The sequence below is a fragment of the Embleya sp. NPDC025285 genome (assembly GCF_055558835.1).
Genome location: NZ_JBVHLU010000097.1, coordinates 1 through 17,354, shown reverse-complemented (window position 1 = coordinate 17,354; position 17,354 = coordinate 1). Strand labels below are relative to the sequence as shown.

Below are 17,354 nucleotides of genomic sequence, written 5' to 3'. Positions count from 1 at the left end.
CCTAACGCCGGCCGGTGTCGCCGGGCGAACCGGAGGGCCGGATTGCCGGGCGGGACCAACCGACGCGCCGAACGCGGTACGGTCGGGGCTGCGCCTTGTGGGAGGGACTGGGATCTGATGGCGATTCCGAAGCAGGAGCGGTTGGTGAGCCTGGTGATGTGTCTGCTCGCCGCCCGTCGCTACGTCACGAAGGAAGAGCTGCGGCAGTCGATCGAGTCGTATCGGCTGTGCACGTCCGACGAGGCCTTCGACCGCATGTTCGAGCGGGACAAGGACGACGTACGCGAACTCGGCTTCATCGTCGAGACGGGGGCCAACGACCCGCTGATCGAGTCCGCCGACGGCTACCGGATCCGCCCCGAGAAGAACGCGCTGCCACCGGTGGAGCTGGACCCCGAGGAGGCCGCCGCGCTCGCGCTGGCCGCCGGCGCCTGGCAGCAGTCCGCGCTGGCGGGGGCCGCGACCGGTGCGCTGTACAAGCTCAAGGCCGCCGGCGTGGAGATCGACTCGGCCCCGCTGACCAGCGTCGAGCCCCGGGTGACCGCGCGCGAGCCGGCCTTCGGGCCGCTGCTGGACGCGCTGCGCACCCGCCGCCCGATCCAGTTCGCCTACCGTCGCTCCGGTGCCGCCGAGGCCACGCCGCGGGTGGTCGAGCCGTGGGGGATGAGCTGTTGGCGCGGCCGGTGGTACCTGGTGGGCTTCTCCCGGGACCGACAGGAACAGCGGGTGTTCCGGCTGGACCGGATCGCCGACAAGCCCAAGCCGAAGCCGCTCAAGGAGCAGTTCCGGGCCGAGGTGCCGGAGAAGGTGGACGTGCGCGGCCAGGTCGCGCGCTTCGCCGGCGAGGGCGGCGAGGGCATCGCCCGGATCCGGGTCCGCACCGGCGCCGGGTTCCCGCTGCGTGCCCGGGCGAGCGCGGTGGTGCCGGCGGGCGAGGGCTGGGACGAGTTGGAACTGAGTCACGGACACGGACTGCACCACTGGCTCGCCGAGTTCGGCCCCGACGTGGTCGTGCTGGAGCCGCTCCATCTGCGCGAGGCCGTGGTCGCGCAACTGCGCGAGGCCGCCGGTGAGGCGACGGGACAGGTGAAGGTCGGATGAGCAACGCGATCGACGACACCCGGCGGCTGTTGTCGCTGGTTGCCTACCTGCGCGAGCGCCCCGGCACGCATCTGGACGACGTCGCGCGCGCGTTCGGCCTGCCGGTCGCGCAGGTCGAGGCGGACCTGGGCACGCTGCACATGTGCGGCACCAGCTTCATGGCCGACGATCTGCTCGAGCCGCACGTCGACTTCGAGGGCCGGGTCTTCCTGGACAACGCCGACGCGCCGGTGCGGCCGGTGCGGCTCGCGCCGCACGAGGCGCTGGCCCTGCTGGTGGCGCTGCGCGCGCTGGCGGGCCTGTCCGGGCTGCGCGAGCGGGACAAGGTCGCGCTGGGCCGGGTGACCGCCAAGCTGGAGGACGCGGCCGGCGAGGCCGCGCGCGCCGCCGAGGGGGTGACCGTGGAGTTCGAGGGCGACGACGCCGCCCAGGAGTCCGCGTTCGCCACGATGGACCGCGCGGTGAGTGAGCGGCGCCGGCTGCGGCTGCGCTACTACGTGCCGCGCCGGGACGAGATCACCGAGCGCGAGGTGGACCCGATCCGGCTGGTGTTGGTCGACGGGCACACCTACCTGGTGGCGTGGTGTCGGCAGGCCGAGGGCCGCCGGTTGTTCCGGCTGGACCGGGTCGCCGAGGCGGTGCTGCTGGACGAGGCGTCCGAGCCGCAGCCGGTGGAGCCGCTGGACCTGGCGGACGGTTTCGCGCCCACCGCCGCGGACGGCATCGAGGTGGTGCTCGAACTCGGTCCCGGCGGACGCTGGGTCACCGAGTACTACCGCTATGACAAGGTCGAGGAACTGGCCGACGGCGGCCTGCGGTTGACCCTGCGCACCCCCGACCCGGCCGGGATCCGGCGGCTCGCGCTGCGCCTGGGCGGGCACGGCAGGGTGATCTCCCCGCCGGAACTCGTGGACGATGTACGACGGACCGCCTCGGCCGCGCTCGCGGCCTACGCGGACCAGGCCGGCTGATTCGCCGCGGCCGGAGGCGATTGTCCAAAAACGGCACATCGCCCGGTCGCGGCCCAGCGGCACTCCCGGTACCACCGACGACAACCTTCCCGAGATTGCGAGGAGGCCCACGGTGTCGACGTTCACGGCGCGCTGCCCGGTCTGCGGACGCGTCGAGTTGACGGCGGATCAGCTACGGCTGGTACTCCGACCGAACAAGTCCTTCTACCTGTTCCGCTGCCCCACCTGCGCCGACTCGGTGCGCCGGCCGGCCGGTGAGCGGATCGTCGAACTGCTCACCGACGGCGGGGTGTCGTCGATGCAGGTCGCGCGCTGAAAGGCGGAGCGCGGCGGCGGGAGCGGGGGCTGTTAGGGTCGCCGCATGTTGCCGTGGGTCCTCGTCTTCATCGTGCTCGTCCTCGCCGGACTCGGCGTCATCGGCTGGTTCGCCTGGCGATTGTTCGGTGACGTGCGTCACCTCGGGGCGACCGTCGCGGACGCCTCCGCGCGACTGGCCGAGGCCGCCGCCGAACTGGACGCGGCCGGCGGCCCGACCGAGCGGCGCGGCGCCGTACCGCATCCGCGCGCCGCGGCCTCTCACCGACAGTGATCCGCACACGTGACCCCTGGGGGTTACGTCCGGTGCAGTTGTTCGCCACCATTGCGTTGCACAGGTGTAAGACGCACCGGCGTACGATCGAACCCGTAACCCCCCGGCCCCGGCAATGAGGTACTGACTATGTTTGGCAAGCTCGGTTGGCCCGAGATCATCCTGATCCTGGTTGTCGTCGTGCTGTTGTTCGGCGCCAAGCGTCTGCCGGACACGGCGCGTGCGCTGGGCCGTTCGCTGCGCATCCTCAAGAGCGAGACCAAGGCGATGAAGGACGACGGGGCGAGCGAGGCTCCCGCGTCCGACAAGACCGCCAAGACCACCGAGACGCCGCCGCGCACCATCCAGGCGGCTCCGGGCGACGTGAGCGAGGCGCGGCCGGTCGGCGAGCCCGACCACAACCGTCGCTGATATCCGCCACGCGCCTTTTAGGAGTCGGCCCTCAAGGTGCTTGACAAGGCAGGGCGCGGACGAAAGTCCGGCCCGAAAGAGAAGAAGATCAAGGACGCCGAGGGGCGCATGCCCCTCATGGAGCACTTGCGCGAACTGCGCAATCGCCTCGTCAAGGCGCTCCTGGCCATCATCGTCGTGACCATCGTCGCCGCGTTCTTCTACGAGGACATCGGCGCCTTCCTGGTCGATCCCGTCTGCGACCTCAAGAACGTCAAGGGCACCGGCGTCACCAAGTGCGGCCAGGGTGTCCTGGTGCAACAGGGCGTGCTCTCGCCGTTCTCGATGGCCCTGAAGATCTCGCTGGCCACCGGCATCATCGCGGCCTCACCGATCTGGCTCTACCAGATGTGGGCCTTCCTGGCGCCAGGGCTGCACAAGAACGAGAAGAAGTACTCGCTGGCCTTCGTCGGCGTGGGTGTGCCGCTGTTCCTGGGCGGCGCCTACTTCTCGTACTGGATCCTGCCGCACGCCCTCCAGGTGCTCCTGGACTTCACCCTCACCGATGCCAGCAACCAGATCCAGCTCGACGACTACCTCAACTTCGTCATCCGCATGGTCGTGGTGTTCGGTATCGCGTGCGAGCTGCCGCTCGTGCTGATCATGCTGAACTTCGGCGGGGTCGTCACCGCGAAGCAGCTCGCGAGCTGGTGGCGCTGGGTGGTGATGGGCATCTTCGTCTTCGGCGCGGTGGCCACCCCCACCACCGACCCGCTGACGATGATCCTGCTGTCCATCCCGATCACCGTGCTGTACGGGATCGCGCTGATCGTGGCCTGGCTCAACGACCGCCGGCGCGGCAAACGGCACGCGGAAGTGTTCGGCGCCGACCTCGACGACGACGAGGCGTCGGTCCTGGACACCTCGGTGCGCCCGGTCGAGCGGCCGAGCACCGTCGTGGACGAGTCGCAGGCGGGTTCCTCGACCAGGGTGGACGACATCACCTGAGGTCGGGTGGGCTAATCTCGCGCCTTGTGTCTCGGGAGATAGCGGTATTCGTCAACCCCACCGCGGGTCGTGGTCGGGGCCTCAAGGCCGCGTCGCTCGCGGCCGATCTGCTCCGTGACCGGGGGCTGACACCGCATCAGGTGTCCGCTCCCGGTGCCGCGGAGGGGATCGCCCGGCTGCGTGCGGTGGTCCGCGGCGGCGTGGCGGCCGTGGTCGCGGTCGGCGGGGACGGCACGGTCGCGGCCGCGTTGCAGGCGGTGGCGGGCACGAGCACGCCGCTGGGCGTGGTGCCGATCGGTTCGGGCAACGACTTCGCCCGGGCGTTGGACCTGCCGCTGGGCGACGTGGCCGCCGCGGCGCGGGTGGTGGCCGATCTGCATACGCGGCCGGTGGACCTGGGGCGGGCGGGGGAGCGCTGGTTCGGCACGATCCTGTGCACCGGATTCGACTCTCGGGTCAACGAACGCGCGAACCGGATGACCTGGGCCCGCGGGCGGACCCGCTACAACGCCGCCCTGGTGGGCGAGCTGGGCGCGCTGGCGCCGATCGCCTACGAACTGGAGCTGGACGGCAAACCGGTCGACGTCGAGGCGACGCTGATAGCGGTGGGCAACGGTCGCTCCTACGGCGGCGGCATGCGGATGTGCCCGGACGCCGATCTCGCCGACGGCCTGTTCGACGTCACGGTGGTGGCCGGCTGCGGGCGGGCCGAGCTGCTGCGGGTGTTCCCCAAGGTCTACGGCGGAAAGCACGTGAGCCATCCGCTGGTCACCGTGCACCGCGCCGCGACCGTGTCGCTGAGCGCGCGCGGGCTCAGCGGGTGGGCCGACGGCGAACGGCTGGGCGCGCTGCCGCTGACCGCGGACTGCGTGCCGGCGGCGGTCCGGGTCCTGGTGCCCGCGCCGCGCGGCTGAGCCACGGGCCGCCGGCCCGGCCGCCTGCTCGGGTCGAGCCGCCTGCCGAGTTCGGGCCGCCCGCCTTTCGGGAGCGGGCCGCCTTTCAGGAGCGGGCCGCCTTTCAGGATCGGGCCGCCTTTCGAGATCGGGCCGCCTTTCGAGATCGAGCTGCCTTTCAAGATCGAAAAAAGGTGATCACAGCCGTCGGTCCCGGCCGGTAGTCTGCTTGACGAGATGCCTCTCGATCCCGCACGCGGCACGGACCGCGACACCCAGATGTCCCCCGCCGAGCGCTACGCGGCCTCCCGCCGCCAAGCCGCCGACGAACGGACGAGCCTGCACGCCTTCCGCGAGCAGTACCCCTTCGGCCTCGATCCCTTCCAGGTCGAGGCCTGTCGCGCGCTGGAAAGCGGCAAGGGTGTGCTGGTCGCGGCGCCGACCGGTTCGGGCAAGACGGTGGTCGGCGAGTTCGCCGTGCACCTCGCGCTCGAACAGGGCCGCAAGTGCTTCTACACGACGCCGATCAAGGCGCTGTCGAACCAGAAGTTCGCCGATTTCCAAAAGCTCTACGGCGCGGCGAACGTGGGCCTGCTCACCGGGGACAACTCGGTCAACAGCGACGCCCCGGTGATCGTGATGACCACCGAGGTGCTGCGGAACATGCTCTACGCGTCCTCGAACGCGTTGAACGGCCTGGGCTACGTCGTGATGGACGAGGTGCACTACCTCTCCGACCGCTTCCGCGGCGCGGTGTGGGAGGAGGTGATCATCCACCTCTCCGAATCGGTCACGCTGGTCTCGCTCTCGGCGACCGTCAGCAACGCCGAGGAATTCGGCGACTGGCTGGGCACCGTGCGCGGCGACACCGCCGTGGTGGTTTCCGAGCACCGCCCGGTGCCGCTGTGGCAGCACGTGATCGCGGGCAACCGCACCTACGACCTGTTCACCGACGAGAACCACACCGAGGTCAACCCCGAGCTGATCCGGCTGGGCCGGATGGAGAGCGAGCGGGCGGGCCGACCGCAGGACCGCTACCGGCGCAATCGCGGCCAGGAGACCCGGCCGATGCGCAGCCGGATCTGGACGCCCAGCCGCGCGGAGGTGATCGACCGGCTCGACGCCGAGGGCCTGCTGCCCGCGATCACCTTCATCTTCAGCCGCAAGGGCTGCGAGGCGGCCGTGCAGCAGTGCCTGCACGCGGGCCTGCGGCTCAACGGCGAGGCGGAGCGGGCCGAGGTGCGCGCGATCGTGGAGGCGCGCACGACCGGGATCCCGGACGAGGACCGGCACGTGCTGGGCTACCACTCGTGGCTGGAGGCGCTCCAGCGCGGCATCGCCGCGCACCACGCGGGCATGTTGCCGACCTTCAAGGAGGTCGTCGAGGAACTGTTCGTCAAGGGCCTGGTCAAGGCGGTGTTCGCGACCGAGACACTGGCGCTGGGGATCAACATGCCGGCCCGCTCGGTGGTGCTGGAGAAGCTGGTCAAGTGGAACGGCGAGACGCACGCCGACCTGACCGCGGGCGAGTACACCCAGCTCACCGGACGCGCCGGGCGTCGCGGCATCGACATCGAGGGCCACGCCGTCGTGCTGTGGCACCAGGGCTTCGACGCGGGCCACCTGGCCGGGCTCGCGGGTACCCGCACCTATCCGCTGCGGTCCTCCTTCAAGCCGTCCTACAACATGGCGGTCAACCTGGTCGGCCAGGTCGGCCGGCACCGCTCGCGCGAGCTCCTGGAGACCTCGTTCGCGCAGTTCCAGGCGGACCGCTCGGTGGTCGGGCTGACCCGCCAGGTGCAGCGCAACGAGGAGGGGTTGGCCGGCTACCACGAGGCGATGACCTGCCACCTGGGCGACTTCGCCGAGTACGGGCGGCTGCGCCGCGCGCTCAAGGACCGCGAGACGGAACTGGCCCGCGAGGGCGTCTCACAGCGCCGGGCCGCGGCCGCCGCGTCGCTGGAGAAGCTCAGGCCCGGCGACATCATCGTGGTGCCCACCGGCAAGTACGCGGGCCTCGCGGTGGTCCTGGACCCGGGCACCGACCAGGGGCCGGAGGGTCCGCGCCCGTTCGTGCTCACCTCGGACCGCCAGGCCCGTCGACTGGCCGGGATCGACTTCCCCGTGCCGGTCACCGCGCTCGACCGGCTGCGCATCCCGCGCTCGTTCAACGCGCGCGACCCGCAGTCGCGCCGCGATCTGGCGTCCTCGCTGCGTACCAAGGCCGGCCACGTGGACCAGCCGCGGGCCCGCAAGCAGCGCTCGCCGGCGGCCGACGATCCCGAGCTCGCCAGGCTGCGGCAGGCGATCCGGCAACACCCGTGCCATGGCTGCGACGACCGCGAGGAGCACGCGCGCTGGGCGGAGCGCTACTACCGGCTGCTGCGCGACACCCAGGTGATCGAGAGCCGGATGAAGGGCCGTACGCACACCATCGCGCGCACCTTCGACCGGGTCTGCGCGATGCTCACCGACCTGGACTACCTCAAGGGCGACACGGTGACCGATGACGGGCGCCGGCTCGCGCGGATCTACGCCGAGTTGGACCTGCTCACCGCCGAGTGCCTGCGCGAGGGCCTGTGGGAGGAGCTGACGCCCGCGGAGCTGGCCGCGTGCGCGTCCGCGCTGGTGTACGAGTCGCGGCAGCCGGACGACGCGATGGCGCCCAAGCTGCCGGGTGGTGCGGCGCACGCCGCGCTGGCCGACATGGTGCGGCTGTGGGGGCACCTGGACGCGCTGGAGGGGCAGCACCACCTCGACTTCCTGCGCGAGCCGGACCTGGGCTTCGCCTGGACCGCGTACTCGTGGGCGTCGGGGCTGAGTCTGGACGCGGTGCTCGGCGAGGCCGACCTGCCGGCCGGCGACTTCGTCCGCTGGATCAAGCAACTGGTCGACGTGCTGGGCCAGATCGCCGCCGCCGCGCCGGACGACAGCAAGGTCGGCGGGACGGCGCGCAAGGCGATCGAGGGGCTGCGCCGAGGCGTGGTCTCGTACTCGTCGGTGGGCTGAGCGGGCGGCGCGGCGGTCCGCGGTATCGGCCTCCGGCCGGTCCGCGCCGGCGCGCGCCGGTTTTTGCCGATCGGCCGACGGGGCGAATCGCGCGGGCACACGGTCGCGTACGGTGCGTGGCGGACGTGTTTCACCAGCGCAGGAGGTCGTGCCGTGCGGATCGACGAGTATCAGTCCTATGACGCCACCGGGCTCGCGGGCCTGATCGCCCGCGGTGAGGTGACCGCGGACGAGGTGCTCGACGTCACCTTCGCGGCGATCAAGGAGCGCGAGCCGGCCCTGGGCGCGGTGGTCGCGTTGTGCGAGGAGCAGGCCCGGGGCGAGGTCGGCGGGTTGTTGCCCGGTGTGCTCGCGGGTGTGCCGTATCTGATCAAGGACCTCGAGTGCGATGTGGCCGGGATGGCCACGAGCAACGGGTCGCGGTTGTTCGCGGGCGGCGTCGCGGCGCGCGACAGCACGCTGGTGACCCGGCTGCGGGCCGCGGGTGTGCTGATCGTGGGCAAGACGAACACCCCGGAGTTCGGGCTGGGTACCACCACCGAGTCCGCGCTGTTCGGTCCCGCGCACAATCCCTGGCATCGCGAGCGCAGCGCGGGCGGCTCCAGCGGCGGTTCGGCGGCTGCGGTCGCGGCGGGCATGGTCCCGGTCGCGCACGCCACCGACGGGGGCGGTTCGATTCGCATCCCGGCCGCGTGTTGTGGGGTGTTCGGGCTCAAGCCGAGCCGGGGTCGGGTCACCCCGGGGCCGGATCACGGCGAGTCGTGGGCGGGTCTGTCGGTGGCGCACGCGGTCACCCGTACGGTCCGCGACAGCGCGACGCTGCTCGACATCACCGGCACGCCGGAGCCGGGCGATCCGTATCACGCGCCGCCGCCGGTGCGGCCGTACGCCGCCGAGGTGGGCGCGGACCCGGGGCGGTTGCGGATCGGGTTGATCCTGACGCCGGTGGACAGCGGTGTGGTGGTGGATCCGGAGTGTGTGCGGGCCGCGGAGGAGGCCGCGGCGCTGTGTGTCGCGCTGGGCCACGACGTGGAGCCGGTGACCTGGCCGGACACGCTGAGCCGGCCGGGCGAGGTGATCGCGCCGATCAGTGCCGCGCACATCGCGCGCATGGTGGACCTGCGGCTGGCCGAGTTGGGTCGCGAGCTCGGGGCCGGCGATCTGGACGGGGCGACCCGGCTGATCGTGGACAAGGGCCGCTCGTTGTCGCTGGCGCGCTATCTGGCCGCGATCGACACGATGCACACGATCGGGCGGGCGGTGACCCGGCTGACCGGGCGCCTGGACGTGCTGCTGACCCCGACGATGGCGGTGGTGCCGCCGCTGCTGGGCGAGCTGGATCCCAACCGCGATCCGATGGCGGCGCTGACCGGGATGCGCGGGATGGCCGCGTTCACCAGCCTGTTCAATGTCACCGGGCAGCCGGCCATGTCGGTGCCGCTGGGGCGCACCTCGGACGGCCTGCCGCTGGGCGTGCAGTTCGCCGGCCGGTACGGCGACGAGGCGACGCTGTTCCGGCTCGCCGGGCAGTTGGAGGCGGCGGCCCCGTGGGCGGGCACCGCGGGTGCGGCGGGCTCGATGGGGGCGGCGGGGTCGGCGGGTTAGGCCCCGGCCGGCCGGTCAGCGACGGCAAAGGGTGTAGTGCGACCCGTTCTTTCCCTTGATCTCGGCGCATTCGGCGGTCGAGCCCGGCGGCATCAGCGGCGCGGCCAGTGCGCTGGGCACGGTGATCGTCGGGTTCTCGCACCACTTGCCGTCGCCGTTGTCGCATTTGAAGCCGACCTTGTTGTCGTCGGCGCGGAACTCCTTGTTGTCGGCGACCAGAGTCGGTCCGGACCGGGTCGGCTTGACCCGGGTCGGGGCGGGCTTGGTCGGCGGGTACCTGGTGGGCTCGGGGCGGGTCGACGGGGTGGCCGGGGTCGGGGGCGGCGGGGTCGGCGCGGGTGCCTCGACCTCCGGCTTGGGCGGAGAGGGCTGCGGGGGGCGGGTCTCGGTGGTGGGGGCCGGCGGGGGCAGCGGGGCGGGCGCGGAGGCGGCGACCGGTGGGGCCGGGCGTTTCGGCTTGGGTTTGTCGGTGTCCACCAGGGCGAACGCGGCGACCGCGACGGCCACCACCACGCCGCCCGCGATCAACGACGAGCGGCCGGCGGTCTGCCCCGCCTGCCCGGCGCCCTTGGCCGCGGCGGCGCCCACGCCCGCGCCCGTCGCCGCGCCGCCTGCCGCGGCGGCACCCGCGGCGACCCCGCTCGCGACGCCGCCCGCGCCACTGGCGCCGACCGCCAGGCCCATCCCGCCGGCCACCGCCGTGGCCGCGGCGGCGGTGCCCGCGGCCACGGCGGTGCCGCTGAGGAAGATCGGCGCGGTGATGCCGATCAGTGCCAGCGCGATCGGTCCGTACCGGTCGCGGACGTCGACCATCTCCGCGTAGGTCTCGTTGCATCGGCTGCACTTCTTCAGGTGTGCGTCGATGCTCTCGCGGCGCTTCTCGGAGTCCATCCGGTTGCGGATGTGCCGGCCGTAGTGCCGGGTGAACTTCTTGCAGTTCTCGTCCTTGACGCCGCCGGTGGCGAACGCCACGAAGTAGTTGTCGCGCAGTTCCTGGCGGGCCCGCTCCAGGATCTTGCGGACGTTGTCCGGGTTCTCGCCGACCAGCGGGGCGACCTGGACGGCCTGCTCGCCCTCGATGTCCACGTGCCACAGCACCATGCGGGACCGCTCGGGGAGGTCCTGGAAGGCCTGGAGCGCGAGCCGCGCGTCGTCGGCCTTCACCACGCGGTCCTGGTTTTCCCAGGCGGACTCGAAGACGGTGAAGTCCTCGGTGAGCCATTCGCGGCGGTCGCTCCTGGTCCAGTCGCCGGCGACGTGGCGCACGGTGGTGAGCAGGTAGGCCCGGAACGCCTCCTTGGGCCCCTGGCCCGAGCGCAGTGCCTGGAGTGTGCGGGCGAACGCCTCGGCGCACAGGTCGTCGGCGGCCTCGGGGGTGCGGGTGCAGGTGCGGGCGAAGCGGCGGATGGAGCTCACGTGCCGTTGGTAGAGCAGGCCGTAGGCGTCGCCGTCGCCGGAGCGCACCAGGTCGGCGAGTTCGCCGTCCGGGGGGCCGTCGTGCACCGGCGGTCGGCCGGTGTCGGAGTCCGGCGGTGGGCCGACGCGGTCGCTGCCCGGTTCGGTCGCGAGGGGGTGGGTCGCTGCGGGGTCGGGCGACCAGGGCTGGGCCGATTGGGTTGCGGCCGGCTCGGGCCCGAGGTCGCCGTCGTACACCCGAGGGTGATGCACGCCGCGTTGGCCGGGGACGAACGGGGGACGCGCGCCGGCGCCGGTGGCCTCGGTGGCGCCGCCGTTCCCGTCGCCGCTGGGGTCCGGGGTCGCCGCGTCGTCCTCGCGTGCCACCGATTGCCCCCTTGATCCCGTGCCGTACCCGATCGTCCGGACAGCATCGTGACCATCCGGCCACGGTCTGTCCAGAAGCGATGGGGCTCTTCAAGGCACCCGGAGTGCGCTCCGGCGCGGGTGGTGCGGCACGAGCGCGGGGGCAGGCCGCCCGCGCCCGTGCGGATCGAGGGGCCGCAGCGGGGGTGACGCTGCGTCATTCGGGTGACGAACGAAAGTACGAAGAGGTGGTTCATGATGTGCTACCGACCCGTCGTGCCCGGCGCGGTGGTCAAACGCACGCTCGAACGAGGGATGCGCGGGGCGCCGCCGGGGACGCCGCCGGGGCCGTCCAGCGGGTCCACGGGTGCGCGGCACAAGCGGTCCAGGCGGTCCGGCAGTTCCGGGTCGTCGCCGTCGAGCAGGGCCATCAGCCGCCCGGGCGGCACCGCGTAGGCCAGGTCGCCGAGGGCGCGTTCCAGGTGCCGGGCGGTGAGCAGCAGGTGCCGCAGGTGGCCCCACAGCAGCGACTCGGGGACCTCCAGGCGCACCACCACGATCCTTACGTGCTCGCCGGCGGCGGCGCGCTGGGCCAGTCGTTGCTGGAGCAGCGCGGCCGAGGGCAGTTCGGTGATCGGGTCGGTGCCGGGGGGCAGGGTGCCGGGCGGGTTGGCCCGGGCGCGGGTGCTCAGGTAGGCCTGCACCAGCGGGCCGGGCGCGCTGTGCGCGAGGCCGCACAAGAACAGCGCGTCCAGTTCGGCCAGCGCCACGTCCAGCGGGATCTCGGCGGCGGCCCGGTCCCGGGCCAGGGCCAGGCACGCGGTGTGCGCGTGGCCGTCGTGGACGAGGGCGTCCAGGCATTGCTCGACGGCGTCGCTGTGCCAGGCGACCCGGGTGGGCCAGCCGGCCCGCAGGGTCACGCGCTGCCACTCGTCTCGGAGCCGATCGCGGTCGGGCTTGGCGGTAATCGTGGTGTCACACTCGGTACGCATGCCTGGGGAGACACGCCTGCACGGCGAACGTGACAGATTCCGTGCAACTTTCCGATGTGACCTGGGTCACATTGTCGATCGTGCGCCCGGCGCGTTCGGGAGCGACCCTTTCGAGTGGCCGACCGCCGTCCTTAGGTGGAGATACCGGGCATCAGCGCCGGGGGGCGAGCACGTCGAGCAACCGATGCACCGGGCCGGTCAGGCCCCAGCGGCGGCGCAGTTCCTCGAGCGCGGCCGGGTCGGCCGGCTCGGTGGGCAGCGGCCGATCCCACCCGGCCGGCGGCGGCAGCGGCACGTCCCGTACCACCCGCACCACGCCCGGCGCCACGTCCAGATAGTCGCCCGCCTCCAGGATCCGGGCCCGGCGCGCCGGGGTCAGCCTGGCCGCCGGGTCGGCGGCGGCCGCGCGCACGCCGGCCAGATCGCCGTACTCGGTGATCAGCTGCGCCGCGGTCTTGTCCCCGATGCCCTTGACCCCCGGCAGGCCGTCGCTGGCGTCGCCGCGCAGCGTGGCGAAGTCGGCGTAGGCCGACGCGGGCACGCCGTAGCGGGCCAGCACGGCGGCCTCGTCGATCACCTCGTGCGCGGCCACGCCCTTGACCGTGTACAACACCCGGATCGCCCGCGCGTCGTCGACGAGTTGGAACAGGTCCCGGTCGCCGGTGACGATGTCCACCGCGATCCCGGCCCGCTCGGCCAGCGTGGCGATCACGTCGTCCGCCTCGAAGCCGGGCACGCCCACGCGCGGGATGCCCAGCGCGTCCAGCACCTGTTCGATCACCGGCACCTGCGGGGCGAGGGTGTCCGGGATCTCCTCCTCGTCCGGCCCGGCCGCCTCGGCGACCCGGTGCGCCTTGTACGAGGGAATCGCGTCGACCCGGAACTGCGGTCGCCAGTCCGCGTCCATGCACGCCACCAGCCGGCTGGGCCGCCGGTCCTCGACCAGGCGCGTGATGAAGTCGACCAGGCCGCGCACGGCGTTGACCGGCGTGCCGTCGGGAGCCTTGACCGATTCCGGGACGCCGAAGTAGGCGCGGAAGTACAGGGACGCGGTGTCGAGGAGCATCAGACGTTCAGTCACGTGCCCGATCATGCCGCACCCGACCGACGCCGGCGCCCGAGCGCGACCGGACTTCAGTCGGCGAACTCGTCGAGTACTTCCTGCAGGGTGTCCCGCACCCCGAGCACGTCGATCAGGCCGGTCATCCGCAGCGTCGCGCGGACGTTGCGGTCCGGCGCGGCCAGGCGCAGTTCACCGGAGAAGGCGTGCATCGACTTGAACGCGTCTATCAGCACACCCAGTCCGACCGAGTCGCAGAAGTTCAACCCGGTGGCGTCCACGACCACCCGCCGACAACCGCCGTCGATCAGCTCGATCAGGGTGCGGTGCAGGAGCGGGGCGTTGTGCAGGTCGAGTTCGCCGGCCAGGTGGACGACCGCACAGCCGCGCCAGATCGTCACCCCGGTGACGGGATGTTCCTGCCCGAGCGTGCCCAAGCGCGCGATCATGGCTGCGACCTTTCAGCGGCCGGACGTACTGCCGCGCCGATACGGCGCCTGCAATGGGCATTGTGGGCCATCCGCGGTAGTGGCGGACAGCCCCTCAACGGGTCGTTTTTTGCGCGGTGGGCCGAACGGGTGGGTCTTGTCCGGTTAAGAGCCGGTCGGTTCCCGTCGTCGACTCCGCCCGCGCGCCCGCCGCCGGCCCTCGCCGCCCGGCCTCGCGCTCACAAAAAGGTGTGGCCCTCGCCGCGGTAGGTGGGCACCGTGCGCACCACCCGGTCGCCGTCGATCAGGTGCAACGCGTCGAAGCGCTCGCACAGTTCGCCCGCCTTGGCGTGTCGGAACCACACCGAGTCGCCGATCCGCAGGTCGTCGGCCGCCGCCCCGCGCAGCGGGGTCTGCACCTCGCCCGCCGCCTCCTGCGGCTGGTACGACAGACCCTGCGGCAGGTACGGCTGGGGCAGCCGGTCGGCCGCGGGCACTCCCGAGGCCGGGTAGCCGCCGCCGAGCACGCTCACGCAGCCGTGTCCGGGGCGGCGCACCACGGGCAGCGCGAACAGCGCGGCGGGCCGTCCGCGGAACGCGGTGTAGTGGTCGAACAGGCGCGGCTGGAAGAGCCCGGAGCCGGCCGCGACCTCGGTGATCGCGGACTCCGCCGAGGTGCGCTCCACGCTGCCGGTGCCGCCGCCGTTGACGAACTCCAGCGGCGCGATCGCGCGCACCGCGCGCACGATGTCCGCGCGGCGCCGGCTCAGTTCGGCGCCGGCCTTGGCCTGCATCGCGCGCAGGATCCGCCCGTAGAGCGCGCGGCCCTCGGGCGCGTCCCCGACGCCCGCGATGTGCGCCTCGTACGCCATCAGTCCCACCAGCCGGAAACCCGGCCGCCGGGTGACCGCCTCGGCGACCGCGACCACCTGCTCCGGCGTGTGCAGCGGCGAGCGGTGCGCGCCGATGTGCACGCGGCCGCCCAGGAGTTGCCACGAGGTGTCGATGTCCACGCACACCCGCAGCTCGTTCCGGGGCCGCACATCCGCGATCGCGCGCTCGATCAGGTCGAGCTGGGCCGGGTCGTCGATCATGACCGTCACCCTCGCGGCGGCCTCGGCGTCGGCCGCCAGCCGGCGATACGCCGCGCGGTCCGTGGAGGGGTAGGCCACCAGGATGTCGGTGATCCCCTCGCTCGCCAGCCACAGGCCCTCGGGCAGGGTGAACGCCATCACGCCGTGGTAGCCGTCCAGTTCCAGCACCTCGCGCAGCAGCGGCAGGCAGCGCACCGACTTGCTCGCCACCCGCACCGGGGTGCCGGCCGCGCGGCGCACCAGATCCGCCGCGTTGGCCCGGTACGCGGCCAGGTCCACGACGGCGAACGGCGCGTCCAGGTGCGCGGTGGCCTTGTCGTAGCGGGCCCGGTCGGCGCCGATGGTGGGCGAGGGAGCGGAAGCGGACACGGGGGGTGCGGCGGTGAGAGGGGCCATTCCCGCAGCCTGCCAGATCGACGTACCGACCGGTAGGACTCGGCGCCGACGGCACGGTCACATCCTCCGGACGCCACCGACGGTGGGTTAGCTTGATCGCATGAGTCATCCCGAGCGCGTGCGGGCCCTGGATCTGATCGAACGTGTCCTGGATCCGGGCTCCTTCACCGCCTGGAACGACCCGCTGCCCCCGATCGCCGCGCCGGATCCGGCGTACGCGGCGGAGTTGGCGGCGGCCCGCGCGCGCACCGGTCTGGACGAGGCGCTGGTGACGGGGGAGGGCCGGATCCACGGGCGCCGGGTGGCGGTGGCCGCGTGCGAGTTCGACTTCCTGGCCGGCTCGATCGGCGTCGCGGGCGCCGAACGGCTCACCCTCGCGGTGGAGCGCGCCACCGCCGAGGGCCTGCCGCTGGTCGCCTCGCCCACCTCCGGCGGCACCCGTATGCAGGAGGGCACCGTCGCGTTCCTGCAGATGGTCAAGATCTCCGCGGCGGTGGCCGCACACCGCGCGGCGGGCCTGCCTTACCTCGTCTACCTGCGCCACCCCACCACCGGCGGGGTGTTCGCCTCCTGGGGTTCGCTCGGCCATGTCACCGCCGCGCAACCCGGCGCGCTGATCGGCTTCCTGGGCCCGCGCGTGTACGAGGCGCTGCATGAACGCCCGTTCCCCGACGGGGTGCAGGTCGCGGAGAACCTGTACGAGCACGGCCTGATCGACGCGGTCGTGCCGCCGGACGAGCTGCGCCGGGTCGCGATCAAGGTCTTCGACGTCCTCGGCCCGGGCAGCGCGCCGCCCGAGCCGCCGCCCGAGGTCCGTGCCGAACCGCTGCCCGACGTGCCGGCCTGGACCTCGGTGCGGCGCTCGCGCGACCCGCGCCGCCCGGGACTGCGCGCGCTGCTGCGGCACGGCGCGCGCTCGGTCACCCCGCTGCGCGGGACCGGCGAGGGGGAGAGCGAACCGGCGCTGCGCCTGGTGCTGGCCCGGTTCGGGGTCGGCGCCGGTCCCGGTGCGCCGTGCGTGGTGCTGGGCCAGGACCGCACCCGGCAGAGCGAACACGGCCCGTTCGGTCCGGCCGGGCTGCGCCAGGCCCGGCGGGGCATGCGGCTGGCCGCCGAGCTGGGCCTGCCGCTGGTGACCGTGGTGGACACCGCCGGCGCCGCACTCTCGCGCGAGGCCGAGGAGGGTGGGTTGGCGGGCGAGATCGCCCGCTGCCTGGCCGAGTTGGTCCTGCTGCCCGCGCCGACGGTATGCCTTCTGCTGGGTCAGGGATCCGGCGGCGGCGCGCTCGCGTTGTTGCCCGCGGATCGGGTGATCTGCGCGCGGCACGCGTGGTTGTCGCCGCTGCCGCCGGAGGGCGCGGCGGCGATCCTGTACCGGGGCACCGAGCGGGCCGCCGAGATCGCCGGGCGGCAGGGCATCCGCTCCGCCGATCTGCTGCGCGACGGCATCGTGGACCGTGTGGTGCCCGAGGACCCGGACGCGGCCGAGGAACCCGAGGCGTTCGTGCGTCGGGTCGCGGCCGTGCTCGAGCACGAGCTGAGCACGCTGCGGGTCCTGGACCCGGACGAGCGGCTGGCCGCCCGTATGGTCCGCTATCGGCGGCTCGGCCTCTCCTGAGTGATGCGGATGTCACTCGAATGGATGAGTGTGCTGGGAGTCCCGGACGGCAAGTCCCGACGGTTTCTACGCTGAACCCGGTTCGGGAACCGGACCGGCTACAGCCCGACCCGTCCGAGCACGGGCCAGGACGGGCCGGCTTCGGCCCGGCGCCTCGCCCGGACTCCCGGGACCGCGACGGCTCGATCGCGCCGTCGCGGATCGGGCCCGGTCCGGGTGAGCCGAACCTCGGAAGGGGGGTCGCGGGTCGGGCAGTGGTCGCCGGCCCGCGATGCTCCTTTGTTGGGCGACTTCGTCGCCGGCTCGCGAGGCACCGCTTTTTCTTTCCCCCGCTTCGCTCCTCCAAGAAAAAGCGGTGCCTCGCTCGGGGCTTCGTGTCCCTCCGCTTCGCTCCGGGGCACGAAGCCCAAGTTCTGCGGCTCCGCCGCTCTCCGCGCTT

Annotated in this window: 15 protein-coding genes; 10 read left to right on the top strand and 5 right to left on the bottom strand. The window is 72.8% G+C overall.

Features of this window, described 5'->3' with window-relative positions; all coding sequences use genetic code 11:
- Positions 1 to 117: 117 nt before the first annotated feature.
- The 9 genes from ACZ4FV_RS41145 to ACZ4FV_RS41105 all read left to right on the top strand — a co-directional run bounded on the left by ACZ4FV_RS41145 (position 118) and on the right by ACZ4FV_RS41105 (position 9,566).
- Complete coding sequence (locus tag ACZ4FV_RS41145) at positions 118 to 1,101, top strand: helix-turn-helix transcriptional regulator (protein WP_395873024.1); 984 nt, start codon at positions 118 to 120, stop codon at positions 1,099 to 1,101.
- Complete coding sequence (locus tag ACZ4FV_RS41140) at positions 1,098 to 2,072, top strand: helix-turn-helix transcriptional regulator (protein WP_395873025.1); 975 nt, start codon at positions 1,098 to 1,100, stop codon at positions 2,070 to 2,072. Before ACZ4FV_RS41145 ends, ACZ4FV_RS41140 begins: the two co-directional genes overlap by 4 nt.
- Positions 2,073 to 2,184: 112 nt before the next feature.
- Positions 2,185 to 2,388 carry a hypothetical protein gene (locus tag ACZ4FV_RS41135; RefSeq protein ID WP_078978606.1) on the top strand — a complete coding sequence of 68 codons (204 nt, stop codon included), beginning with the start codon at positions 2,185 to 2,187 and terminating at the stop codon, positions 2,386 to 2,388.
- A 45-nt stretch (positions 2,389 to 2,433) separates the two neighbouring features.
- On the top strand, positions 2,434 to 2,661 hold the full coding sequence (locus ACZ4FV_RS41130; RefSeq protein WP_395873026.1) for a hypothetical protein: 228 nt from the start codon (positions 2,434 to 2,436) through the stop codon (positions 2,659 to 2,661).
- A gap of 129 nt (positions 2,662 to 2,790) precedes the next feature.
- Positions 2,791 to 3,072: a Sec-independent protein translocase subunit TatA gene (gene tatA, locus ACZ4FV_RS41125; RefSeq protein WP_395873027.1), complete on the top strand. Its 282-nt coding sequence runs from the start codon at positions 2,791 to 2,793 to the stop codon at positions 3,070 to 3,072.
- A gap of 108 nt (positions 3,073 to 3,180) precedes the next feature.
- Positions 3,181 to 4,059 (top strand): twin-arginine translocase subunit TatC, encoded by an 879-nt coding sequence (tatC, locus tag ACZ4FV_RS41120; RefSeq protein ID WP_395873039.1) that lies wholly within the window; start codon positions 3,181 to 3,183, stop codon positions 4,057 to 4,059.
- Positions 4,060 to 4,085: 26 nt separating this feature from the next.
- Positions 4,086 to 4,973, top strand: coding sequence for a YegS/Rv2252/BmrU family lipid kinase (locus tag ACZ4FV_RS41115; protein ID WP_395873028.1), 888 nt, complete (start codon positions 4,086 to 4,088; stop codon positions 4,971 to 4,973).
- Between the two features lie 216 nt (positions 4,974 to 5,189).
- Complete coding sequence (locus tag ACZ4FV_RS41110) at positions 5,190 to 7,961, top strand: DEAD/DEAH box helicase (protein WP_465325798.1); 2,772 nt, start codon at positions 5,190 to 5,192, stop codon at positions 7,959 to 7,961.
- A gap of 153 nt (positions 7,962 to 8,114) precedes the next feature.
- Positions 8,115 to 9,566, top strand: a complete 1,452-nt coding sequence (locus ACZ4FV_RS41105) for an amidase (RefSeq protein WP_395873030.1) — start codon at positions 8,115 to 8,117, stop codon at positions 9,564 to 9,566.
- 15 nt (positions 9,567 to 9,581) lie between these two features.
- Here the strand turns inward: ACZ4FV_RS41105 and ACZ4FV_RS41100 are convergent, their stop codons facing one another.
- From ACZ4FV_RS41100 to ACZ4FV_RS41080, 5 genes are all read right to left on the bottom strand, one after another.
- Positions 9,582 to 11,348, bottom strand: a complete 1,767-nt coding sequence (locus ACZ4FV_RS41100; RefSeq protein ID WP_465325795.1) for an RNA polymerase sigma factor — start codon at positions 11,346 to 11,348, stop codon at positions 9,582 to 9,584.
- A 242-nt stretch (positions 11,349 to 11,590) separates the two neighbouring features.
- A complete protein-coding gene (locus ACZ4FV_RS41095) occupies positions 11,591 to 12,319 on the bottom strand; it encodes a hypothetical protein (RefSeq protein WP_395873032.1) in 729 nt (242 codons plus the stop codon).
- A gap of 151 nt (positions 12,320 to 12,470) precedes the next feature.
- Complete coding sequence (locus ACZ4FV_RS41090) at positions 12,471 to 13,412, bottom strand: 5'-3' exonuclease (RefSeq protein ID WP_402229832.1); 942 nt, start codon at positions 13,410 to 13,412, stop codon at positions 12,471 to 12,473.
- A gap of 41 nt (positions 13,413 to 13,453) precedes the next feature.
- The gene (locus tag ACZ4FV_RS41085; protein ID WP_020552020.1) at positions 13,454 to 13,828 is read right to left on the bottom strand and encodes an STAS domain-containing protein; all 375 of its coding nucleotides are present in this window, start codon (positions 13,826 to 13,828) and stop codon (positions 13,454 to 13,456) included.
- 218 nt (positions 13,829 to 14,046) lie between these two features.
- The gene (locus tag ACZ4FV_RS41080; RefSeq protein ID WP_395873034.1) at positions 14,047 to 15,297 is read right to left on the bottom strand and encodes an amino acid deaminase/aldolase; all 1,251 of its coding nucleotides are present in this window, start codon (positions 15,295 to 15,297) and stop codon (positions 14,047 to 14,049) included.
- Between the two features lie 100 nt (positions 15,298 to 15,397).
- Here ACZ4FV_RS41080 and ACZ4FV_RS41075 point away from each other — a divergent pair, with 100 nt between their 5' ends.
- Positions 15,398 to 16,915 carry a carboxyl transferase domain-containing protein gene (locus ACZ4FV_RS41075; protein ID WP_465325792.1) on the top strand — a complete coding sequence of 506 codons (1,518 nt, stop codon included), beginning with the start codon at positions 15,398 to 15,400 and terminating at the stop codon, positions 16,913 to 16,915.
- Positions 16,916 to 17,354: the final 439 nt, after the last annotated feature.

Coding starts and splice junctions, on each gene's coding strand:
- ACZ4FV_RS41110 (WP_465325798.1), top strand. CDS start 5,190: ATGCCTCTCGATCCCGCACGCGGCACGGACCGCGACACCCAGATGTCC.
- ACZ4FV_RS41085 (WP_020552020.1), bottom strand. CDS start 13,828: ATGATCGCGCGCTTGGGCACGCTCGGGCAGGAACATCCCGTCACCGGG.
- ACZ4FV_RS41075 (WP_465325792.1), top strand. CDS start 15,398: ATGAGTCATCCCGAGCGCGTGCGGGCCCTGGATCTGATCGAACGTGTC.
- ACZ4FV_RS41090 (WP_402229832.1), bottom strand. CDS start 13,412: ATGATCGGGCACGTGACTGAACGTCTGATGCTCCTCGACACCGCGTCC.
- ACZ4FV_RS41140 (WP_395873025.1), top strand. CDS start 1,098: ATGAGCAACGCGATCGACGACACCCGGCGGCTGTTGTCGCTGGTTGCC.
- ACZ4FV_RS41130 (WP_395873026.1), top strand. CDS start 2,434: ATGTTGCCGTGGGTCCTCGTCTTCATCGTGCTCGTCCTCGCCGGACTC.
- tatC (WP_395873039.1), top strand. CDS start 3,181: ATGCCCCTCATGGAGCACTTGCGCGAACTGCGCAATCGCCTCGTCAAG.
- ACZ4FV_RS41095 (WP_395873032.1), bottom strand. CDS start 12,319: ATGCGTACCGAGTGTGACACCACGATTACCGCCAAGCCCGACCGCGAT.
- ACZ4FV_RS41145 (WP_395873024.1), top strand. CDS start 118: ATGGCGATTCCGAAGCAGGAGCGGTTGGTGAGCCTGGTGATGTGTCTG.
- tatA (WP_395873027.1), top strand. CDS start 2,791: ATGTTTGGCAAGCTCGGTTGGCCCGAGATCATCCTGATCCTGGTTGTC.
- ACZ4FV_RS41080 (WP_395873034.1), bottom strand. CDS start 15,297: ATGGCCCCTCTCACCGCCGCACCCCCCGTGTCCGCTTCCGCTCCCTCG.